The sequence below is a fragment of the Algoriphagus mannitolivorans DSM 15301 genome (assembly GCF_000429425.1).
Classification (GTDB): Bacteria; Bacteroidota; Bacteroidia; order Cytophagales; family Cyclobacteriaceae; genus Algoriphagus; species Algoriphagus mannitolivorans.
Window position 1 is genome coordinate 245,436 of sequence record NZ_AUBV01000009.1, and the last position, 19,873, is coordinate 265,308.

Genomic DNA, 19,873 nt, shown 5'->3' on the forward strand with positions numbered 1-19,873 from the left:
TTGATTACACATTTTGTCTCAATTGTTATTCCTTATTACAAGAATTCGAGTACTATACTTCGAACAATTGAATCTATTTTTAATCAAACTGAGAATGATTGGGAATTAATTGTTGTAGATGATGGTAGTGAAGATAACCTTTCAGAATTGCTAGAAAAATTCAATTCTAATGAATTTTCTTTGATTAAAAAAACCAATTCAGGTCCAAGTGACTCTAGGAATATGGGAGCTAAAGTTGCAAACGGAAAATATTTGGCTTTTTTGGATAGTGATGACTGGTTGGCTCCAAACTGGCTTGAGAGTTTTAAATCAACATTTAATGCCAATCCATTTGATATCTGCTTTTGTTACGGAGCATTAATCGATGAAGCCACAGGAAAAAGGGAAGACTGGAAGAAATTCAATAGACTAAAATCACATGGAATAGAATTTAAATTCAATAATTTGGTTGGCACATTCTTAGTAAAAAAAGAACATTTTGAACTTTCTGGTGGATTTGATAATAAATTAAGGTATTCAGAAAATTTAGATTTACTTATAAGATTGATTCATTTAAGCCTTCCAAAACAAAGAGGTTATATTGAACAGGTTCTTGTGTTTTTTGGAAATACTTTGGATTCTAGAAAAAGAAATAACAAATATGCTAGATCCTTAATGCTAAAGGATCTTGGATATTTTCAAATGAAACATAAACAATTTATGAGTGAAAACCCCATTTTTTTGAAAGGTATTATTCGTCGACAACTAGTTAGCGCAACGGTTTGCTGGAGTTGGAAAATTTACTTGGAAAAGGTTATTGAATTATATTCACTATCTTTAAAAGATGGCATAAAATTTACAATCTTATTTTTTTTGCTACCATTAAATAGGGCTCGGTTATTATTATTGGGTTTTCGAAAATAGGACTTTAGATTATGTCAGTAAAATTTGGAGGTTTTATAATTACATATAATCGGCCTGAACTTATATGTGAAACCATATTAGCAGTTCTTTCCCAATCAATCTCTCCAGATCTTCTATGGATTATTGATAATTCTGAAGGATTGGAAACCATGAAAGCTATTTCTTTGCTAGGTGATATACGAATAAAGTATTATAGAATGGGATTTAATGCCGGGCCCGCTGGAGCAGCTGCCAAAGGATTGGAACTTTGCGGGAAAGATGATTTAGATTGGATTTATTGGGGAGATGATAATGATCCTCCCTTTCTATACGATTGTTTTGAGCGGTTGTTGGCTATAAGAGATGTTAACCCATTTTGTGGAGTTTTGGGGGCTGTTGGGCAGTTCTTTGATCGTAAAAAAGGTGTAGTTAAGCGAGTTCAAACCCGGCTTTTAGAAAAGAAAGATTGGATAGAGGTGGACTATGTGGCCGGAGGAATGTGTATGTTGGTAAACGGCCAAGTTGCAAGGGCTGGGATTTTACCTGATCCAAATTTGTTTTTTGGGTTTGAGGAACTTGATTTTTGCCTCAAGGTTTCTAGGAAGGGTTATGCATTGATAGTAGATACTTCACTTTTTATAGAGGCAAGAAAACAATGGGGAAGACTGGATTTTGAAAGACCAACCTATCGTAAAAAGAAGAACCTTTCGAGGGAATATTATAGTCTTAGGAATTTATTGATGATTTCAGACAGTCTTACTTTAAAAACTATGCGAAATCAATTAATCAAAAAATGGAGCTTAAAAATGTTCTATGGATTTCGATACGGCCTAGGATATGGGGTGAAGAATTTTCAAATGATAGGATTAGCTTTTGTACACTATTTCCAAGGAGTTAAAGGGAAAACAATTCCATTAAATGGATAATAGTTTAAAATCCCTTGAAAAGCTCATGGCTATTATTGTGACCTACAATAGATATCCAGAGCTAACCAAAACTATTTTTGCTCTGGAGTCAGAAGGAATTGAAAAGAGTTCAATCATAGTGGTAGATAATACCCAAGAAGTTTCAAGGGAAAGTATAGAAGACTTTTCTGAATGTATATGGATTTATCCATCAGAAAATATAGCCTCCGCAGGGGGCTTTTCTACGGGTATGGAGAAAGCTCTTTCATTAAATGCAAGCTGGGTTTTGCTTTTTAATGATGATTCTAGGCCAATGGAAGGTGCAATTGACTCACTTATAAACGGATTGAAAAAATTAGCCGACCAAAAAGTGGGACTTTTGAAAATAGGAAATTTAACTTCCCAAGGAAAAGGAATACTATTAGATTGGAGAGGAGTAAGGAAACCTAGATATGTTGATCCTTCTGATGATCCAATTAAAACTGATTTGGTGACATTTGATGGCTGCCTAATATCCACCTCACTTATAAAGGAATTAGGTCCTTGCGATCCTATGTATTTCATGGGTACTTATGAATTTGATTATTGCCTAAAAGCATCAGAAAGTGGATTTGGAATTTATACAATTCCAAATGGTTTGATAGAAGATGGGAAATTAGGTTCCTCAAATGGTACTCCACCTTGGCGTCAATATTACAATACAAGGAATCATCTTTGGCTTGGACTAAATAGAAAGGATTGGTCAATTATCCGCGCATGGATGGTGAGAGAACTCAAGTTTTCCTATGCGATCTTGAGATGGGAAGACCAAAAGTTGCTTAGACTTCGATACAAATTATTGGCGGCTTTCCATGCATTGATTGGAAGACGAGGCAAAGTGCTAGGACCCAAGAATGTTTAGGATCTTAACAACTTCTTTGCAGTAGATTTAATTGAATTGAAAAACACCTTTGGGATACTTGTAATAAGGTCGGAAAGTCGAGAATATTTTGGATGTGAGATTTCTATCTGCCGTTTAAATGTGGAAGGATGCACAATAGACCAATTTTTTTTATCGGTTGCAACAAGACTATTTAGCTCAGGGAGATCTTTTAATTTGTCTTTATGGCAAAACAAAATGATATTTTGCTTGTACCAGGTTTTGATTTTCTCATTATCCCAAATTCTAGGTCGAATAAGGTCAATTGGAATAAAGTCATGGCATTTGAATTTGCTGATCCAATATTCTGGCCATTGTTCATTGACATGTCCGGAACCTCTTTGACCTGGAATAGCAGCAGAGAATAAAATCACCTGAGATGAATTCACCAAGTTTTCAATAAAAATGTCAGCATATTTTTCTTCAATATGTTCTGCCACTTCTAATGAAATCCCCAAATCAAATGTATCGGGAAGGTTGATTTTCGATTGAAGGTTAGCATACATAAAATCATTGGGATCAATTACCAAGTGTTCTTTATTAAGCCATTCTCCTTCCAATCCCAAAACTTTATGGACGCCTTTTTCTTGTCCTACTTTAAGCCAGGTACCCACACCACAACCAAAATCTACCATAGAGAAAGGATGGTAATAACTAAACAAAACATCTAATACCATTTTTGCCGAATATTCTGTTTCTCTATTTCTATATGTATAAAAATTTCTACGGTAGATTTTTTTCCCTTCCATTTGAATTGCCTCTTAAATCTTCTTTCCAATAATACTAAAAATGAACATATAGATGCGCTACCTTGAATGAAAGAGCATTTTTTCCTTAGAATTATATGAAAGTACTTTTTACCCAAGATGCCCTAATCAATGCCGGAACTGAACGCAGTAACCTGGAATTACTGTCCAGGTTTTCAAGTGGAATAGAGACCTTCTTGGTTTATTTCTATCCAAGACATGAATTAAAAGATGAATATGAAAGAGTCGGAATAAGGCTCTTGTTTTTGGATATCCGGGAGAAATACCACCTGATTTCAGGTGCTAGGCGATTGGTAAAATTGATCCGAGAAGAAAAACCGGATTTGCTGGTCTCCAGTCTTTGGAGAGCAGATATCATGACCCGCTTTGCTTCCTGGATTACAGGTGTTCCCTTGGTGGGCACACTGGTAAATGACAGCTATTCCGAGATGGCTTGGAAGGACAAATCAGGATTAAAACACCGGATTGTTTATTGGATGGATAGAATCACGGCTGGCATTCCCAAATTCTGGATTGCAAATGCTAAAGCTTTGGTTGACTCTCATCTTAAGACATTGGGTTTGGATCCAAATAAGATTTCTGTGGTTTACCGAGGGAGAGAGATCCCAGTATTGAAATCAGGAGTTGAAAGGCCAATCCGAGATTTTATTTCCTACGGGAGATTATTGGAGAGAAAAGGATTTCAGGACGCCATTCTGGCATTTGGGGATGTGATAAAATCCTACCCTGAATGCACCTTGACCATTTACGGAGAAGGACCTTATAGAAAAGAACTAGAAACTTTGATTCTGGATTTAGGGCTTGAAAACTCAGTTACCTTACCCGGGAAAGTTTCAGAACCCCACTGCCTGCTGCCTACTGCGGACTGCTTCTTATTTCCTTCCTGGTATGAAGGATTCTCTGGGGCTTTGGTGGAAGCGATGATGGCAGGGATTCCCATTATTGCCTCAGATATTTCCATGAATTTGGAAGCTGTGGAAGATGGAAGAACTGCTTTAATTTTTCCGGTTAAGAATTGTGAAAAGTTATCCGAGCTCATGATTATTGCCATAGAAGATCCGGTGAAAATGAAAGAATTGGGTCATTTTGCAAGGAGTGAAGCGATCGAAAAATTTGATATTCAAAAAATTGCCTATCAATACGAGGAGACCTTGAAACGGATTTATTCAGATTTGAAAAAGGAAAGAGGATGAAGCTTCGGGTAATTCTTTTGATGGATTCATTGGAGGTTTCTGCCTGGGCCTGGGAAGCCATTTTTCAGATTTTTCAGTCTGATAATGCTGAAATCGTTTTGGCAGGAATCAATCAAAATCCCAAACCCAGCGGGAAAAAGTCTCCCTTCCTTTATCGGGCATTTAGGTATCTAGACCGAAAGTTATTTACGAATATACCGGATGCATTTTCAAAAAAACACCTTCGGGATATTCCAAATTGGAAGGTTCCTGTTCTTTCAATTTCACCCATTCAAAAGAAATTTTCTGACTACCTCAATTCAGATACAATCCAGGAACTTCAAGCTTACAAACCCGATATCATTCTTCGTTTTGGATTTCGAATTCTGAGGGGAGATATTCTTACTCTTCCCAAATTAGGTGTTTGGTCTTACCACCATGGGGATATCCGGGCTTTTCGTGGTGGGCCTCCCTGCTTTTGGGAAGTGATGAATCAAAGCGAAACTACAGGGGCTGTATTGCAGCAATTAACTGAAAAATTGGATGATGGTGTGGTTTTATACCAAAGCCGATTCCAAACAGACCCCTTGTCGGTTCAGCGTAATGCGAACAAGGTTTTTTGGAATTCTAGTTACTTTATTTCCCGGGTGCTTCGGCAAATTTCTATGCTAGGCTTGGACCAATGGAAGCGAAGCCTTATGGAAAATCAAGAAGAGCAGGGAGCCAAATCTGAAATTTTAACTCCTCCTGGAACCTACCAAATGCTCTCGTCTTGGGTGAAGCTTTGGAGCAGAAATGCCTTTCGGAAAGGGATTGAGCAATTCCAAAAGCCCCATTGGGAATTGACTGTGGCCAAGCGATCACACCATCAACTAATTCCAGATCACTTTGAGGTAATTTCTTCTACTTGTGCTCCACATAAAAAAGGATCCTTTTGGGCAGATCCTTTTCCAGTTGATCACGAGGGTCAATGTTGGTTGTTTTATGAGGAATATGATGGGCCCAGCAAAAAGGGAAAAATAGGAGTTGGCCTTTGGGATGGACAAACTTTAAGGGATTGTCAAATTGTTTTGGAGGAATCCTGGCATTTGTCTTATCCATTTATCTGGAAAGAAAATGGGGAATTTTATTTGATTCCCGAGTCTGGGGAGGCTGGTCAAACTTATCTATACAAGTCCACCAAATTTCCCATCGAATGGGTAAGAGTCGGAGAGTTTTTTGGCGGCGAGGCCTATGATCCCACACTATATAAAAAGGGGGATAAATACTGGCTTTTTGTCAACCAAAAAGCACATCCTGGAAGCTCGGCTTTTGTGGAGTTAAATGCCTATTGGTCGAGTTCTTTGGAAGAACCCAAATGGGTCCCCCACGCCCTGAACCCCATTGTTTCTAATGTTGGTGCTTCCCGGCCAGCTGGGAACATTTTTGAACATCAGGGTCAACTATTTCGCCCCGCTCAGGATTCAGGAAAAAGATATGGACACCAGATTCGTATTATGGAAATTTTGGTTTTGTCGGAAAGGGAGTATCAAGAGCAAACTGTCCAGTTAATTTCTCCGGATGCTTCACAGGGGATTTTGGGGACCCATACCCTCAATTTTTCAGAGAATTGGGTTTTTTCGGATAGATTTTACCGGAAATGAAAATTTTTCAATTGATCCAAAAACCTCAAGAAAGAGGAGCAGAACTATTTGCATCCTTGCTTTCTGAGGAACTCATCAAAAGGGGACATGAGGTAGTCTTGATTTCTATTTTTGAAGGAAATGCATTATTGCCTTTTTCCGGAAAGCAGATTCAACTAAGGAGATCTTTAAGAGATAGGCTATGGGATTTCAAGGGTTGGAAAGAATTTGCAGATCTGATCAAAAGGGAAAAACCGGATTTGATCCAAGCCAATGCAGGGGATACCCTAAAGTTTTCTGTTCTTTCCCGAAAGATGTTCGGATGGAAAGCTCCAATAATTTTTCGAAATGCTTCCTTAATGAGTCAGTATATTTCCAATCCATGGGTAAGGAGATTGAATAGTTTTCTATTGAATCAGGTGGATGGAATTGCCTCCGTTTCAAAGGCTTCCCAGGAAGATATGAATGGAGTGTTTACCTTCCAAAAACCATTGCAGCAGGTGATTCCAATTGGGATTCTCCCCAAAGTAAGAGAATTAAAAAAGTCAGATTCCGGGAGAATAGAATTGGTTCATATCGGAGGGTTTACCTTTGAGAAAAACCATTTCCATTTATTGGAAATATTTGAAGAGTTATATGCTGAAGATTCCAGATTTCATTTGACTTTAATTGGGAATGGACCTCTTTTGGAAAGTGTTAAGGAAGAGATTGTCAAAAGAAGGTTGGGAGATGGGATTGTAGTATTGGGTTCTTTACAAGAACCTTTTGCTAAGGTATCTTCTAATTCTATTTTACTTCTTCCAAGCAAAATAGAAGGATTACCCAGTGTCATTTTGGAGGCCATGATGCATCGAATTCCGGTTATTGCCTATGGAGTGGGAGGAATTCCAGAGATTCTCAAAAATGGAGAAACAGGCTGGTGTATTGCTCCATTTGAAAAAGACAAATTTAAAAAGGCTATAATAGAAGTATCATGTTTAAATTCCACTAAAAAGAATGAAATAGTGGACAATGGACACAATTTAGTTTTTTCAAAATACAGCCTTGAATCGGTAGGTAAAGAATTCGAAAAATTTTATAAGAAACTCTTAAATCAGATTAGGCTTTATCTAAATTAAAAAAATGAAATTCATTAAAAAATTCGTTAGAATAATCTTTTCTAGTTTAGGAATCAAGGTATTTAGAGAAAACGCTCTTCCATGGGGAATTGATGTTTTTCATGATATAAATAAGATTTGTGGATTAGACTCAATAAGAATAGTTTTTGATGTTGGTGCAAATGTTGGTCAATCCTCCAAAGTTTATTTAGAAAAATTTCCAAAATCACTTATTTTTTCGTTTGAGCCAGTTTCTGCCACTTTTAGCCAATTAGTTGAAAATACGAAAAATAATGAAAGAGTAAAATGCCTTAATCTTGCTTTAGGTGAAAAATTAAGTAAAGTAGTTATTCCGATACAGGAGAAATCCACTTTAAACTCTCTTTCAGCTAAAAGAAATGAAAATTTAAACTCTTATTCCAAACTTGAGAAAATTCAAATTGAAACACTTGATTCAATACTATTGAAATTAGGAGTTTCTTGTATCGATTTTATTAAAATCGATACAGAAGGATATGAAATGGAAGTTTTGAAAGGTGGATTAGATGCATTAAAGAAGAATAAGATTAAACTAATCCAATTAGAACTTGGAATCAAAAACCATATAAGAACAACATTTTATAACCATACCCAAGAGTATTTAAATTCTTTAGGGTATGAAGTTTTGGGGTTCTATAAGCAAAGCCAAAGTCTTTATACTAAAAGTCGTTTCTTAATGCACTCTGACGTTCTTTTTATCAACGCTGAATGGTCAAAATTACTTAGACCAAAATTTGTAAAATCTTTTGATTTCGATTAAGTTTTGGATAGATGAGGAATAGGTTTAAACCAAATTTTCACTTCTGGTCATTTATAAAAAGTTGAATCAATGCTTGGGGCCGTTTTCCTTATTATTTTTCTTTTTTTTGTTTCTCAACCGATTCTAACGAATCTTCAAGAAGAGCATAAATGGCTTAAGGCAGGTTTGCTCAACCAGCTTTATTGGTACCATATGTTTTTTGGTTTAGTCTATTGGACTTATTCACAGTTCAATCGCTCTGATTCGGTTCAATATTTTAGGAGTCATTTGTGGTATTCAAATTGGTTTGATGCCTTTGAACCTGGAACATTATTTATTGAATGGGTCAATTATCCCTTTGCCAAATGGTTGGGATTCAACTACGACATGATGATGTTCCTTTCCTCCTGGGTGGGATTCTGGGGCTTTGTGTATTTTTACTGTTTTTTGAAGGAAAACCTGAAATTCAATCCCAAATTCGAGGGTTGGGATGCGATTACCATTTTTATGTTTTTGCCGAATATGCATTTTTGGACCGCTTCTTTGGGAAAAGGAGCCTATATCTTTGCAGGCTTGGCATTTTTGACCTACGGACTTTCCTGGCCAGGGAAGCGTATTTTTCTTATGGTATTAGGAGGATTTATCTGTTACATGATCAGACCCCATATCCTATTCGCTGTCCTGATTGGAATGGGGGTTGGGTTTATTTTGGGAAGGGAAAAAGTTCCTGCTTACCAAAAGTATTTTGCTGCTGTTGCAGGAATTGTCATCAGTATTTTTGTGTATGATAAACTCTTGGTCTATTTGGGCTTTGATCCAAACAATGTACTGCAAAGTTTTGAGGAGGAAACTTCTTTGAATGCTCAAAGGCTTCAATCCGCTGGCTCTGCGGTAGATATGAGTTCTTATAGCCTTCCCATGAAGCTGTTCACTTTTTGGTTTAGACCACTTTTTGTTGATTCCCCGAATGCCTTGGGATTGGTGGTTTCCTGTGAAAATGCGCTGTATATCTATATGTTCAGCAAAATCTTCAAAAAAAGCTTTATAGATTATATCCGGGTGGCACCAGCCATGGTCAAGATGTCGGCAGTGGTCTTTATCTCCATTTCCATCTCCATGACCTTTGTAATGTCCAATCTGGGCATCATCATCCGGCAAAAATCCCAGATCATGTACTATATGCTCTTTGTGATTGTGGCTTTTATGGACTGGGAAAAAACCAACCGAATTCGTAAGCGGGCAGAGATTTACAATCGAATAGTGGAGGAGGAGAGAAGAAATCGAGAACTGTCTGAATCCGAAGTACCCACTTAGGTTTTCCCTTAATTGTAGGTATACTAATTTCAAAGGAACCCAAGGGTTCCTTTTTTTATTTCCAACCTGCTAAAAAATTCTACACAAATCCTGACAAACAAAGCCAACTAGTTGATTGTAATAATTCTCTTGCCTAAAATGTCGACATGACTTTGCCAAGGAAATTAACAATCGAGGAGGAGAGGCTTAGAACAGAGCTGGTGCAGCTCGAAGAGCGGATACGGATGAAGATTCGAAGGATAACCTTGGAGAATCAAAAGCTTCCCTATGAGCGATTGGCTAAAGGAAGACGGCTAAAAGAACTGGTGCTCCTTGCAATTCAATTTTTGGATGAGAAAAGGATGGTAGATTTGGGCCTTTGTATTCGGGAGCTTCGTCATTTAGGGGTGGAGATCAGCGAATTTACCAAACTGGAAAGGCCAACCAAGTAATTGGTTTTTCACCCGATTTTTTTAACTTAATTCTACTTTTCAATAACCATTTTTATCATGATACCAGATTTTTACACCTTCCAGGAGATCATTCGATACAACGCCAATGACTGGAATCAAGCTTACGAGGTACTCCAGTGTTACCTTCAAAATGGATCTTTTAAAAAAGAAATCCGTGGTCCTGAGAATATCATTTACCACAACCTAGGGAAAGTCAAACCTTTTAATTTGATGTATGAACGTGTGTTTTTTAAAGAGAAGTCAGAAACTCATATAAGGAGGCCAAGAATGAAAGTCCAAAATCTCCCAAAATGATGGGATGTCAACATGAGCTTGGAAAATAAACTCGAAATCTTGGTAATCACTGCTTATAATAAGCTCGGTCAAAAGCCAAATCAATTTTTACAGATTGCGTTCAATTTTAGACTTGGGAAAGGACAACTTCTGGACACCAAATGATTTTTTTTTAAGGGATAATAGCACCAAAATCGCCAAGCGTTTAATTCGAAAAGAAGGAATCTTTTACCCGGGAAATAGTCATTCCATACAATTTTTCTATTCGCCAACACCAGTCCCAGCAACTTGGAAATGGAAAAAATCCAAGGTTAAGAATTGGATAATCTGGGCCATTCAGAATAGAAAAAACCAACTCGATAATTTTATCCCATTTCCGGAAATGGATATTCCATTTCAACTTTATTTTGTTTCCGATGGGCCAAACCACAAGCTAAAATTCTTTTTCCCCCACCAAACTAGGTTTATCTGGGAAAGGCAAGAGTCTTCCATCTGGGAACTAAGCCTTTTAAAAATCCCCAAACTCAAACCTGTTTTAGGAAATGAGAAATAATTGTATCTCATTTTTCCCAACAGTTCCGCTCTTTTACCCCAAAAAATACCCAATACTGGGTATTTTTTATTTGACTTAATTTCTCCGCCCTCGTGAGTGTCTTCACTCACGAAATCTCCAGCCCTCCGCCCAGGTGAGTGTTTCCACTTACTATATATGCATTCCTTGCACAAAATGTCTGCACCAAGATTCACCTTTACCTCTTTGAACCAATAATCTCCAAAAATTTCCACAACTTTAAGTTTCCCCAGACTTAAACCTGTTTTAGGCAGAGAGAAATAATTGTCTCTAATTTTTTCCAACATTTAAGCTCTTTTACCTCAAAAAATACCCAATACTGGGTATTTTTTATTTGACTTAATTTCTCTTTTTTCAGCCGTAAATTATTGACCAGCAGCCATGAATAAATTTTTCCCTTTATTCAAGACAGTCCTTCCCTTGTTTCTTTTTCATTTGACTTTGCAAGGCTATGCCCAGTCAGAGACAAAAGTCTATATCACGAAGACCGGAGCCAAATACCATAAGTCATTCTGTAGTTATTCCCAAACGGGGTGTGGATAGTAAAAAGAGAAGAAATCAGATCAAGTCGTTATTGTTATAAAAATGATCTGAAATTTATCAATAGCCTTGCCTATGGAAAGTAGTAATTAAATCAGAAACGTAAACCTAACAGATAAATGGTGAGTGATTTGCGGATAAAGTATCAAAGACGAATCGTCTGTTTTTTGGATATCCTTGGTTTTGGTTCCCTTTTAAAGGATTTTGAAGACGACGCAGACTTAAACAATGAGGTAAATTCTCCCGAAAATCTTGTTTCAAAAAAAGCTAATGAATTTATCACTGCATTTAAGTCAGTTGTTCAGTTAATTCCACACAATTACTGTCGGTATTATTTATTTAGTGACAATATTTGCATTGCTGCCGACATGGAAGAGGACAAGGCTATAGCCAATGAAATCCTTTTTGTGGTTTCCAACTTATTTCAAAAGATGGCCTCCTTGGGCTATTTTATGAGAGGTGGAATAGACTATGGATGGATGCTTGACGAGGAAGATATTGCGGTAGGATTACCCTTGGCCAAAGCGTATCTTCTGGAATCTAAGTCAGCCATATATCCAAGAGTGGTAATATCCGATACATTTCGAGCTTTACTGGAAGATATTAATGCTGATTTTGATTTTCAGTTAAAAACTGATCAAGAGCTGGTTTATATCGATCCGTTTTATAATGTCATAAGAGCAGAAGATCGACGGGAATTTTTTGAAACTTACAAAGCAAGGATTTCTGAAAAATTGGAAATTCATAAAGGAGAACCTCCAATCAAACAAAAATTCATTTGGCTGGCACTTTCTTTCAACAACTTTTTAGATCAGTTTTTGGAGAATAGTGGGATTTTACTTGAAAATGAGGAGGTTGATGAAGAGGAAATAGAACACTTGAGAAATTTAAAAATTGAATTGCTATGAGCTCAACTCTGAAATATGTACCGGTATTTAGGGCCAGACAACAGGAAATTTTGGTGTTAAAAGAAACAGACTTTGGCCATAGTATTTACCCAATGATCGAGGTTATAAAAGAAAAAGACAGAAAAAATAATCAACAATCTGCCTTTGAGATTTACAGGGATTTGATTGGCTCAATCACCTCAGACCATGTTTTTTTATCCCTACCAAACTACATCAAACTCTCAAATAGTACCCAGGCTGAAGTAATTACCTTTTCAAGAACCATTCTTGATTTTGTGCCTAATAGAATTGATTTCCTGATTCAATTTACTGGAATTGAAAAAGTTGTTCCTGTAGTCTCCTCCCTCTTGAACATCCAGGGAGAAGCAGAGACAATAACGCGGCAATCGGAAGCATTAAGGGATCAATTTCCAAGGCTTGCCTACATGACGAATCCTGATTCCTTTGAAGCAGATATACATGAAATTGAAAGGACAATTCGCTTGGGCTCTGATTTTTTCATCTATGATCTGGGAACTGTCAGTCCTACCAATCCAATCTTTAGAAAACATAACAGGGTGTTGCATGGTCGCTTTCAAGGGGTGACTAAAATAATTATTCGCAGCGCCTTAAATTCAGATATTAAAAATGTGGGCTTGGATCATAATGATGTGATCTCAGAGGCAGATAATAGCTTGATCGAATCGTTTGAACGAGAAAATTTTGATGCTTTTGGGGATTATGCAGGAATCAAAAAAGATGATCTCACCGCAGGAGGAACCATCAGTCCCGGATTTATCTTCTATGATCCTTATGACAACCTGTATTATGGATTCAAAGCAGAAGAAAAGAAGCTTTCTCAATTCAAGGACTTTATTGTTCCGGCAGTTTTAGAGAGTGTGCCATTTAATCGGCTTCAGGAGAAGTATCCAACCTTTATTGATGGAAATGCAGGGGTCAAGCTTCTTCAGGATATTAATTCCGGTATAGAGAATGGTCAGAATCAGGCTAAATTTAAAAAGATAGCGATGCAGCACTACCTGCATTGCATGAAAATTTGGATAGATGAAAATCGTACAATCCCTCTCTATCTGGAATAGATCAATTGAGGATTGATCGGATGGTGGAAAAAATATTGATAGTCTAGTGGGAATATCTCGGATGACCGCTCTTTAATGAAATTCCACTTTTGGGCATACCGCTTTTTAAGGATCTTTTTGAAAGACGTATTGATCTCTGTCGGTGAATACTTGGCCAAAATAAAATCGGATTCAGTTGATTTAAACTCTGCTCGAAGTTCCTTAGCAGTAAGTGTGGATAATTGAGATAGTGGATTAATTGTTCGATTTCGCTTAGAAAGCCTAAATCGTTTCAGTTTTTTGTTTTTGACGGTATAGATACCAAATTCCCCAGGCAACATTTGTTCAACCTTTTCCAGATGCTTTTCAGCCACTACTAAATAGTTGTATTCAAAAAGTGCCAAGTAATCCCTACTTTGTTTATCAAGCTTTTCCAGCGAGTCAAATTCAGATTTTATTTCAAAAGCGGTGGTGACCCCGTTGATTTTAAGTAAATCAAGTCTTGAGGATAAAGTTCTGACTTCAAAGGCTCCAACAATGTCCTCTTTGAAGAATGATTTGGTAAGCAAGTGCTTCAAAAATAGCTCATCCTCAAGATGAGAAAGTACAAATGAATTTAGTAGTTTCAGAAAATCAACCTTATTGTGAAAGACGTAATGGGATTTTGAGCTCAATGACTCCAGCCATTTAGCTAGTTCTTTCGCGCTCATAAGGGGATGATATGACTTTAAGCTTTTGGCGTTAAAAAATTCCCGAAGGCTATCCAAATTTTCCATAGGCAAATAAAGGACTTCATTAAAGAGTAAACAAATCCCATTCCACAAAGGCTCTAAAACCTTTGTTCAAAGACACTGCTCACAGATGCCACTAACTGTTGACTGCGAGAGAACCGCAATATCAAGCTTTTAACATGTGATTATTAATCCAAAACCCACATCTTCCCACCCCAAAACGCATCACCTTCTACTCGATTTTTTTCATTTCACCCCAATAAATACCCACTACCCGGTATTTTTTCTTACCCAAAATCCACTTTATTAGCATAACGAAGGTTTTGATTATCTGTCAATGGGAAAAAGTCAAACTCCTTTAGATTACCAGCCTCGAAATGCCTTCGGATTGATCGCCCTCTCCTTCAGGAGAGGGAGGGGTGAGGTAGGAATAACGAAGCTTTTGAAAATCAATCAAATCGATTATGGGAAAAGCCCCCTATCGATTACTAGCCTTGAGTTTTCTACTGCATGATCGCCCTCTCCTTCAGGAGAGGGCGGGGTGAGGATGGATCCTGATCCTCCCGATAAGCATCCGCAGGAGGTAGTAATTGTTGGCAGTATGCAAGGTGAATAGTGAGGCTATTTGATTGGGAGCTTTGTGCAAGCTAAACTTGCATAATCTGTCTGGGAGCAAGTGGACAGTAATCTAAATAATATGAGAGATAGAAAATATTCCTTTACTACCGCAAACTCTAGAGATTTAATTCCATTAATCGGTACCCATTCTCGGGAAATTCCCAATGATGCTCAAAGCATGACCTTCTTTTTATATGATGGGATCGAACCAAGAGAATATTTTAAGGTTGAGTTCATTTTGGGTGGTTTGGGCTTGGTTAACCGTTGGTTCTACCACGGTTATTATTTTGATGAAAATGGCGTATTGCAACAGACTTTTAATGATTTTATAGTAGAACCTCTATCCCTGTCGGAACTTTTCAGACTTACTGATACAGACATTCATTCTGCGATGTCTGAATGGCTTGAGCTAAAGTGCTAGAATAGAGTTTTTTTAGTTTTTTATAACCGTCTTTTCGAGTATCTTCTTAGAATTCTAATTTGACAATAAAAAATTTGCCAACTTATTTGACAATAAAAATATTGTCATTAATTTTGGCAATGAAAATTTTGTCAAATGAAAAATAGTCTAGGAAATCCAGCAAGAGGTGAGGCTTTCTATCCCAGGGAATCGGAGGTGCGAAAGATTTATAGGGTCTTAGATAAGGGTGCCAGTATTTACCTTTCTGCTCCCAGGAGAGTTGGTAAAACATCTATCCTGAAACACATCGAGGAATTTCCTCAAGAAGGTTACTTTTTTATATATGTGATCACAGAGTCGGTGGATTCAGAAAATGAGTTCTTTAAGGTCATTTTCGAAGCGTTGATCAGAAGTGAAGCAATTGGAAAACTGAGTAAGCTCTATGATTCCATAAAAGGAGGAATTGAATCGGTTTTGAGCAGGGTAAAAACTGTTTACCACGTTGAGATTAGGGAAAAAGGCGAGACGGATTACTTCCAGATTCTATCGGATCTTTTTGAGAATATAAAGTCGGAGTTTGGACATGTGGTCATCCTGATTGATGAATTTCCCCAAACTATTCAAAATATTCTGAATCGGGATGGTACTAAAGCGGCGGAACACTTCATTCAAAAAAACAGAGAGTTACGCCACCATAAACATGTCCTAGACAAGATTCATTTTGTCTACACGGGATCCATGTCCCTTTTCCCAATGGTTGAGAAAGTAACCGAACTTACGGCTGTTAATGATCTTCGAACGGTTGAAGTGGCCCCACTGTCTCAGGCTGAAGCCCATGATTTTTTAACCAAACTCTTGGAATACGATAAGGTAAGCTTAGTGGAACCCTTGATTCGATATGTCTTAACGAAAATGGGATGGCTAATTCCTTTTCACTTACAGTTGATCGCTCAAGAGATCGTCGACGTATTTGAAGCAAATGAGGGAGAATCGATCACTGAAGCATCTATTGATCAGGCGTTTGATCAGATTGTCCATTTAAGGAACAAACCCCAGTTTGAACCATATTTCGCTCGCCTGTCAGCATTGTTCAAAGGAAGCGAATACAATTTTGTCTTTGATGTCCTGGAGAATATAGCGATCAGAGATAGCATTGTTATGGATGTGGTGTTTGACTTTGGGGTTAAACATTCCGTGGAAGAGGTTAGGCGAATCATGGATATTCTGGAAGGTGATGGATATCTTTTTAAGACTGAGGACAAATCCTATAGATACACGTCTCCGATCCTTCAGATGTGGTGCCGTAAACATATTTGCAAATAAGAAAAATGAGCGTCAAGACACTATATAATCCTGCCAGCCTGTCTAAGCCGGAACTGATCGAAAGTTTCGTGGTCAGGACTAAGAATTTTGAAAAGATTTTTTCGGATATCAAATCAAGCGATATGAAATATCCGGAGAAACATTATCTCATCCAAGGGCAGCGTGGGATGGGGAAAACAACTTTGTTGCTAAGGCTAAAGTATGAGGTTGAAAATTTTTCTGATCTGAATAGTTGGCTGATCCCGGTTTTTTTCGGGGAGGAATCCTACGACTTGACTTCTCTATCGAAACTGTGGGAGAAATTGTTGGATTTTCTTGATGATTCCCTAAGTACTGATGGTGAATTTTTCAATCATACCGAGGCATTTATTGATTTTGAAGATTATGAAAAAAGGTGCTTCGAGTACTTAATCGAGGTCCTTCAAAAGAATAAAAAGAAACTAATAATTTTCTTTGACAACTTTGGGCAACTTTTCTTGGATAATCTTAAAGCGAAGGAAAAAAGAAGGCTTCGTGAGATTTTAATGCATTGCAGTGAGATTAGGATTGTTGGTGCCTCGGCAATTATACTTCAGGATTTACATGATTATTCAGAGCCATTCTATGAATTTTTTCAAATAGTTAGGTTAGAAGGGTTGACGAAGGAGGAGACCTATCAATTGATTGAGAAACTTCAGGAAAAAAGTGAGCAGAAAATAGATTTAAAGAAGGCAAAGGGTAAAATCGATACACTTGCTATACTTACCGGAGGAGTGATTCGAACTTTGATGATGGTGTATCAGCTATTGTTGGAAGATCAAGATGGTACAGCTTTACATGATCTGGAAACTATTCTAGATCAAATTACTCCACTATATAAACACGAAGTTGAAAATTTGCCTGTTCAACAAAGAAGAATTGTGGATGTCATAGCAAAGAATTGGGATGCTCTAAGCACTAAGGATATTGCCGATCGAATCAGAGAAGACGGAAAAAAAGTCCAAACGAAATTGATCTCTGCCCAACTGGCTCAATTGGAAAAAAATAATGTGATTGAGAAGAAACAGACAAATACCAAAAACCACCTCTATCAAGTCAAAGAAAGATTCTTCAACATCTGGTACTTAATGCGCAATGGTGATCGTAAAGATAAGAAGAGAGTTAAATGGTTGACAAGCTTTCTTGAAATGTGGTATGAAGACCAAGAAAGTATAGAATCTTTCTTGGAACTCCATATTCTTAGGTTGCAATCAGGTCTTTATAATTCAAAGTCAGCATTATTATTGGCCAATGCAATGATAGATTTTCAAAAAGTTAGTCCAAGTAAGTTAGATCAACTAGTTGAGGCAACTTCTTCTATTCTTACAGAGGACCAAAAACCACAGTTCAATTATAGTCAACTAAAATTTGCATTAGCTGCAAGAGCATATGAAAATGGAGATCTAGTTAAGGGGATTGATATTTTGGAAAGGATAAAAAATCGAACTAATTCCCACAGTCTCTTACTTTCTTTTTTCTATTTTTTAACGGAGGAAGTTGAATTATCAGAAAAAGAGACCAAAAAGCTTCATGATATCAACCAAAAAGATTTGAATTTTTTGCTGAGTCTCTGTGTCCTGCTGAAAAGTCCCACTTTGTTGAAAGAAATATTAGATAAATCTCCAAATATTACTGACCCCGAAAAGGCATATAAAATGGGTGAAATATTTTATGAGCTAGGAGAAAGAACTGAGGCGGAAAAATATTTTTTAAAGGCCTTGGATTTAGGTTATATTCATTCAAGTTCCTTTTTAGCTAAAATTTATTCAATGAAGAATGATTTAGAACTAGCTGAAAAGTATTACGAAATTGGATTAAAAAATGGGGTTATAAGTCAATATGATGTCATTGATTTTTACATTTCAAAGTTTAGAGGAAAAAATAATAATAGGAGAAAGGATTTAATTGAACAACTTCAAACCTCTGATCCTTACTATAACTTTTATCACGCATTGGAAATTTTATCATCCAACGTAGAATTAAATGACGAAAACTTTTTTAAAATGGTTTCCTTATTCGAGAAGTCAATTTCAGATTTTGAAGCTGCAAAAATTAAAGGTTTAAGATATCAGCAGGCATTAGGAAATGCAATAATTTTAAATTTCGGTGTAAAGGAGAAGAAGGAATTTATTGGAGAATTGATTTTACGACTTGATAGAATTGAAGATTTGGTTTTACCCATAAAATTGTATTTATCAATGACATTTGCTTGGTTGGGTATGTATGCAAAATGTAAAGATATTCTTAATTCAAAGGAGCTCATTGATGAAGTTTTCAAAACGGAATCTCATGTTGAAGATTTGAATGAGGCATTTCTTATTCTAATATCAAAAATGCAGTATCATACAGTTCATGAGTTTTTCTTGAAATACGAAAACTTAAAAGAACTTTTGAAACCAACCTATTTTGCCTTAATGGTCCTCTTGAAAGAAGAATACCCCAATGAGGTGATCAAAATGGGTGAAGAACTTGCCCAGCCGGTAAACGATATTTTAAAAAGAATTGAAGAAATGAAATTGGAATACGCATAAATGCCTGACAACTATCAAAAAAAAGCATGTCATACTGCCAGTCTGTCACCTGCCATGTTAGTAGATCTGTCTCTTACTTAGTAAGTCAGAATTATATTTGGCAGTAATGAATGAGTTCTGACATTATTCGTCAAAGTTGCTGATTTTGTGACTTCTGGCACAAAGCATGTTAAAAAAGGTTAAGCTAATTTCGAAAAAGCTTAGTCAATTGAGTCAAAAAAAAGGGGAGAGCTTCCGTTGGGAAAATAGGCTCCCCCGCTTTTACTAGGATGTGAGAACCCAAAGGTAAGAGTTTTTTATTTTCCCGGTAGGTACACCTTCTACCTAATTGATAGAAGGACTTAAATGCTACTACAATGGCTAAAACCGGAGATGGGAAGAAAATCGTCCCAGTAAAGCCCCACACCCGAAAGGTGGACGGGAAGACAATCAAGGTACCTGGACATAGACGATCCACACCGAACTAAAGCCTTTTTGGCCTCGGGCCGATCTATGGTCGGCCCTTTTTAAAAAGTTTATCATCTTACCTAAAAACCACTACCACAATGGCTGTATTATCCATTAATCAATTGGCCGAGTTTTCCAAGGCAACAGAAAAAGGAAAAGCAAGAATTGTTAAACAACAAATTGTACCAAATCCTGTCTTAATTCCCTGGTGAAGGCTTCCCACTTTTTGGACAATTCTAAAATAGACAAAATTGGTTTTTGATGTTGACTATTATTACTACTAAGGGTGTTAATTGTGGGTAACTTCAGAGAAGTTATCCACTGTTAACGCCCATTGCTTTGCAAAATCTATTGGAGAGCAATTATTCAGGCTTCCGTGAGGTCTGTGATGATTGTAGTCCTCTATCCATTCCCGGGTAATCTCTCTGACTTCTTGGAGTGATACAAAGGAATAGTAATCCAATACTTCGGTTCGGTAGGTTTTGTTGAATCGCTCGATAAAAGCATTTTGCATAGGTTTTCCGGGTTGGATAAATAAGATTTTCAC

At 37.1% G+C, this 19,873-nt stretch carries 19 protein-coding genes; 16 read left to right on the plus strand and 3 right to left on the minus strand.

All coding sequences use genetic code 11. The annotated features are described in order from the left end of the window. The 3 genes from G458_RS0112355 to G458_RS0112365 are packed head-to-tail and all read left to right on the plus strand — an operon-like array spanning position 1 to position 2,688. Positions 1–903: a glycosyltransferase gene (locus G458_RS0112355; protein ID WP_026952178.1), complete on the plus strand. Its 903-nt coding sequence runs from the start codon at positions 1–3 to the stop codon at positions 901–903. An 11-nt stretch (positions 904–914) separates the two neighbouring features. Next, positions 915–1,808: a glycosyltransferase gene (locus G458_RS0112360; protein WP_035468118.1), complete on the plus strand. Its 894-nt coding sequence runs from the start codon at positions 915–917 to the stop codon at positions 1,806–1,808. Next, positions 1,801–2,688: a glycosyltransferase gene (locus G458_RS0112365; RefSeq protein ID WP_026952180.1), complete on the plus strand. Its 888-nt coding sequence runs from the start codon at positions 1,801–1,803 to the stop codon at positions 2,686–2,688. Before G458_RS0112360 ends, G458_RS0112365 begins: the two co-directional genes overlap by 8 nt. Here the strand turns inward: G458_RS0112365 and G458_RS20725 are convergent. Then, positions 2,685–3,455: a methyltransferase domain-containing protein gene (locus tag G458_RS20725; protein ID WP_051287250.1), complete on the minus strand. Its 771-nt coding sequence runs from the start codon at positions 3,453–3,455 to the stop codon at positions 2,685–2,687. The two genes, G458_RS0112365 and G458_RS20725, sit on opposite strands and share 4 nt — an antisense overlap. A 95-nt stretch (positions 3,456–3,550) precedes the next feature. On the opposite strand from G458_RS20725, the gene G458_RS0112375 reads away from it, so the two are divergent. The 10 genes from G458_RS0112375 to G458_RS0112430 all read left to right on the plus strand — a co-directional run bounded on the left by G458_RS0112375 (position 3,551) and on the right by G458_RS0112430 (position 13,279). Next, the gene (locus tag G458_RS0112375) at positions 3,551–4,666 is read left to right on the plus strand and encodes a glycosyltransferase (RefSeq protein ID WP_026952181.1); all 1,116 of its coding nucleotides are present in this window, start codon (positions 3,551–3,553) and stop codon (positions 4,664–4,666) included. Next, on the plus strand, positions 4,663–6,288 hold the full coding sequence (locus G458_RS0112380) for a glucosamine inositolphosphorylceramide transferase family protein (RefSeq protein ID WP_026952182.1): 1,626 nt from the start codon (positions 4,663–4,665) through the stop codon (positions 6,286–6,288). Before G458_RS0112375 ends, G458_RS0112380 begins: the two co-directional genes overlap by 4 nt. Next, on the plus strand, positions 6,285–7,385 hold the full coding sequence (locus G458_RS0112385; protein ID WP_026952183.1) for a glycosyltransferase family 4 protein: 1,101 nt from the start codon (positions 6,285–6,287) through the stop codon (positions 7,383–7,385). Before G458_RS0112380 ends, G458_RS0112385 begins: the two co-directional genes overlap by 4 nt. 4 nt (positions 7,386–7,389) lie before the next feature. Further along, positions 7,390–8,163 (plus strand): FkbM family methyltransferase, encoded by a 774-nt coding sequence (locus G458_RS0112390; RefSeq protein ID WP_026952184.1) that lies wholly within the window; start codon positions 7,390–7,392, stop codon positions 8,161–8,163. 267 nt (positions 8,164–8,430) lie between these two features. Beyond that, a complete protein-coding gene (locus G458_RS0112395; protein ID WP_245579270.1) occupies positions 8,431–9,456 on the plus strand; it encodes a hypothetical protein in 1,026 nt (341 codons plus the stop codon). 146 nt (positions 9,457–9,602) lie between these two features. Further along, positions 9,603–9,887, plus strand: a complete 285-nt coding sequence (locus G458_RS0112400) for a hypothetical protein (protein ID WP_026952186.1) — start codon at positions 9,603–9,605, stop codon at positions 9,885–9,887. Positions 9,888–9,944: 57 nt separating this feature from the next. Continuing rightward, positions 9,945–10,202 (plus strand): hypothetical protein, encoded by a 258-nt coding sequence (locus tag G458_RS0112405; RefSeq protein WP_026952187.1) that lies wholly within the window; start codon positions 9,945–9,947, stop codon positions 10,200–10,202. Between the two features lie 931 nt (positions 10,203–11,133). Next, a complete protein-coding gene (locus G458_RS21805) occupies positions 11,134–11,295 on the plus strand; it encodes a hypothetical protein (protein ID WP_157359778.1) in 162 nt (53 codons plus the stop codon). 116 nt (positions 11,296–11,411) lie between these two features. Further along, positions 11,412–12,200 (plus strand): hypothetical protein, encoded by a 789-nt coding sequence (locus G458_RS0112425; protein ID WP_026952190.1) that lies wholly within the window; start codon positions 11,412–11,414, stop codon positions 12,198–12,200. Further along, positions 12,197–13,279: a beta family protein gene (locus tag G458_RS0112430; RefSeq protein ID WP_026952191.1), complete on the plus strand. Its 1,083-nt coding sequence runs from the start codon at positions 12,197–12,199 to the stop codon at positions 13,277–13,279. Before G458_RS0112425 ends, G458_RS0112430 begins: the two co-directional genes overlap by 4 nt. Here the strand turns inward: G458_RS0112430 and G458_RS21455 are convergent. Then, positions 13,267–13,968, minus strand: a complete 702-nt coding sequence (locus G458_RS21455; RefSeq protein ID WP_169719270.1) for a sce7726 family protein — start codon at positions 13,966–13,968, stop codon at positions 13,267–13,269. The genes G458_RS0112430 and G458_RS21455 overlap by 13 nt on opposite strands. Positions 13,969–14,686: 718 nt before the next feature. On the opposite strand from G458_RS21455, the gene G458_RS0112450 reads away from it, so the two are divergent. The 3 genes from G458_RS0112450 (at position 14,687) to G458_RS0112460 (ending at position 18,879) form a co-directional block, all read left to right on the plus strand. Next, positions 14,687–15,028, plus strand: coding sequence for a hypothetical protein (locus tag G458_RS0112450; protein WP_026952192.1), 342 nt, complete (start codon positions 14,687–14,689; stop codon positions 15,026–15,028). Between the two features lie 135 nt (positions 15,029–15,163). Beyond that, complete coding sequence (locus tag G458_RS0112455) at positions 15,164–16,330, plus strand: ATP-binding protein (protein ID WP_026952193.1); 1,167 nt, start codon at positions 15,164–15,166, stop codon at positions 16,328–16,330. A gap of 5 nt (positions 16,331–16,335) precedes the next feature. Continuing rightward, complete coding sequence (locus G458_RS0112460; RefSeq protein WP_026952194.1) at positions 16,336–18,879, plus strand: tetratricopeptide repeat protein; 2,544 nt, start codon at positions 16,336–16,338, stop codon at positions 18,877–18,879. Between the two features lie 736 nt (positions 18,880–19,615). On the opposite strand, the gene G458_RS20735 is transcribed toward G458_RS0112460, so the two are convergent. Continuing rightward, positions 19,616–19,873: integrase core domain-containing protein (locus G458_RS20735; protein WP_157359780.1), on the minus strand; the 258-nt coding region annotated here is incomplete at its 5' end.

Coding starts and splice junctions, on each gene's coding strand:
- G458_RS0112450 (WP_026952192.1), top strand. CDS start 14,687: ATGAGAGATAGAAAATATTCCTTTACTACCGCAAACTCTAGAGATTTA.
- G458_RS21805 (WP_157359778.1), top strand. CDS start 11,134: ATGAATAAATTTTTCCCTTTATTCAAGACAGTCCTTCCCTTGTTTCTT.
- G458_RS0112425 (WP_026952190.1), top strand. CDS start 11,412: ATGGTGAGTGATTTGCGGATAAAGTATCAAAGACGAATCGTCTGTTTT.
- G458_RS0112460 (WP_026952194.1), top strand. CDS start 16,336: ATGAGCGTCAAGACACTATATAATCCTGCCAGCCTGTCTAAGCCGGAA.
- G458_RS21455 (WP_169719270.1), bottom strand. CDS start 13,968: ATGAGCGCGAAAGAACTAGCTAAATGGCTGGAGTCATTGAGCTCAAAA.
- G458_RS0112400 (WP_026952186.1), top strand. CDS start 9,603: ATGACTTTGCCAAGGAAATTAACAATCGAGGAGGAGAGGCTTAGAACA.
- G458_RS0112380 (WP_026952182.1), top strand. CDS start 4,663: ATGAAGCTTCGGGTAATTCTTTTGATGGATTCATTGGAGGTTTCTGCC.
- G458_RS0112375 (WP_026952181.1), top strand. CDS start 3,551: ATGAAAGTACTTTTTACCCAAGATGCCCTAATCAATGCCGGAACTGAA.
- G458_RS0112365 (WP_026952180.1), top strand. CDS start 1,801: ATGGATAATAGTTTAAAATCCCTTGAAAAGCTCATGGCTATTATTGTG.
- G458_RS0112385 (WP_026952183.1), top strand. CDS start 6,285: ATGAAAATTTTTCAATTGATCCAAAAACCTCAAGAAAGAGGAGCAGAA.
- G458_RS0112390 (WP_026952184.1), top strand. CDS start 7,390: ATGAAATTCATTAAAAAATTCGTTAGAATAATCTTTTCTAGTTTAGGA.
- G458_RS0112455 (WP_026952193.1), top strand. CDS start 15,164: ATGAAAAATAGTCTAGGAAATCCAGCAAGAGGTGAGGCTTTCTATCCC.
- G458_RS20725 (WP_051287250.1), bottom strand. CDS start 3,455: ATGGAAGGGAAAAAAATCTACCGTAGAAATTTTTATACATATAGAAAT.
- G458_RS0112430 (WP_026952191.1), top strand. CDS start 12,197: ATGAGCTCAACTCTGAAATATGTACCGGTATTTAGGGCCAGACAACAG.
- G458_RS0112360 (WP_035468118.1), top strand. CDS start 915: ATGTCAGTAAAATTTGGAGGTTTTATAATTACATATAATCGGCCTGAA.
- G458_RS0112405 (WP_026952187.1), top strand. CDS start 9,945: ATGATACCAGATTTTTACACCTTCCAGGAGATCATTCGATACAACGCC.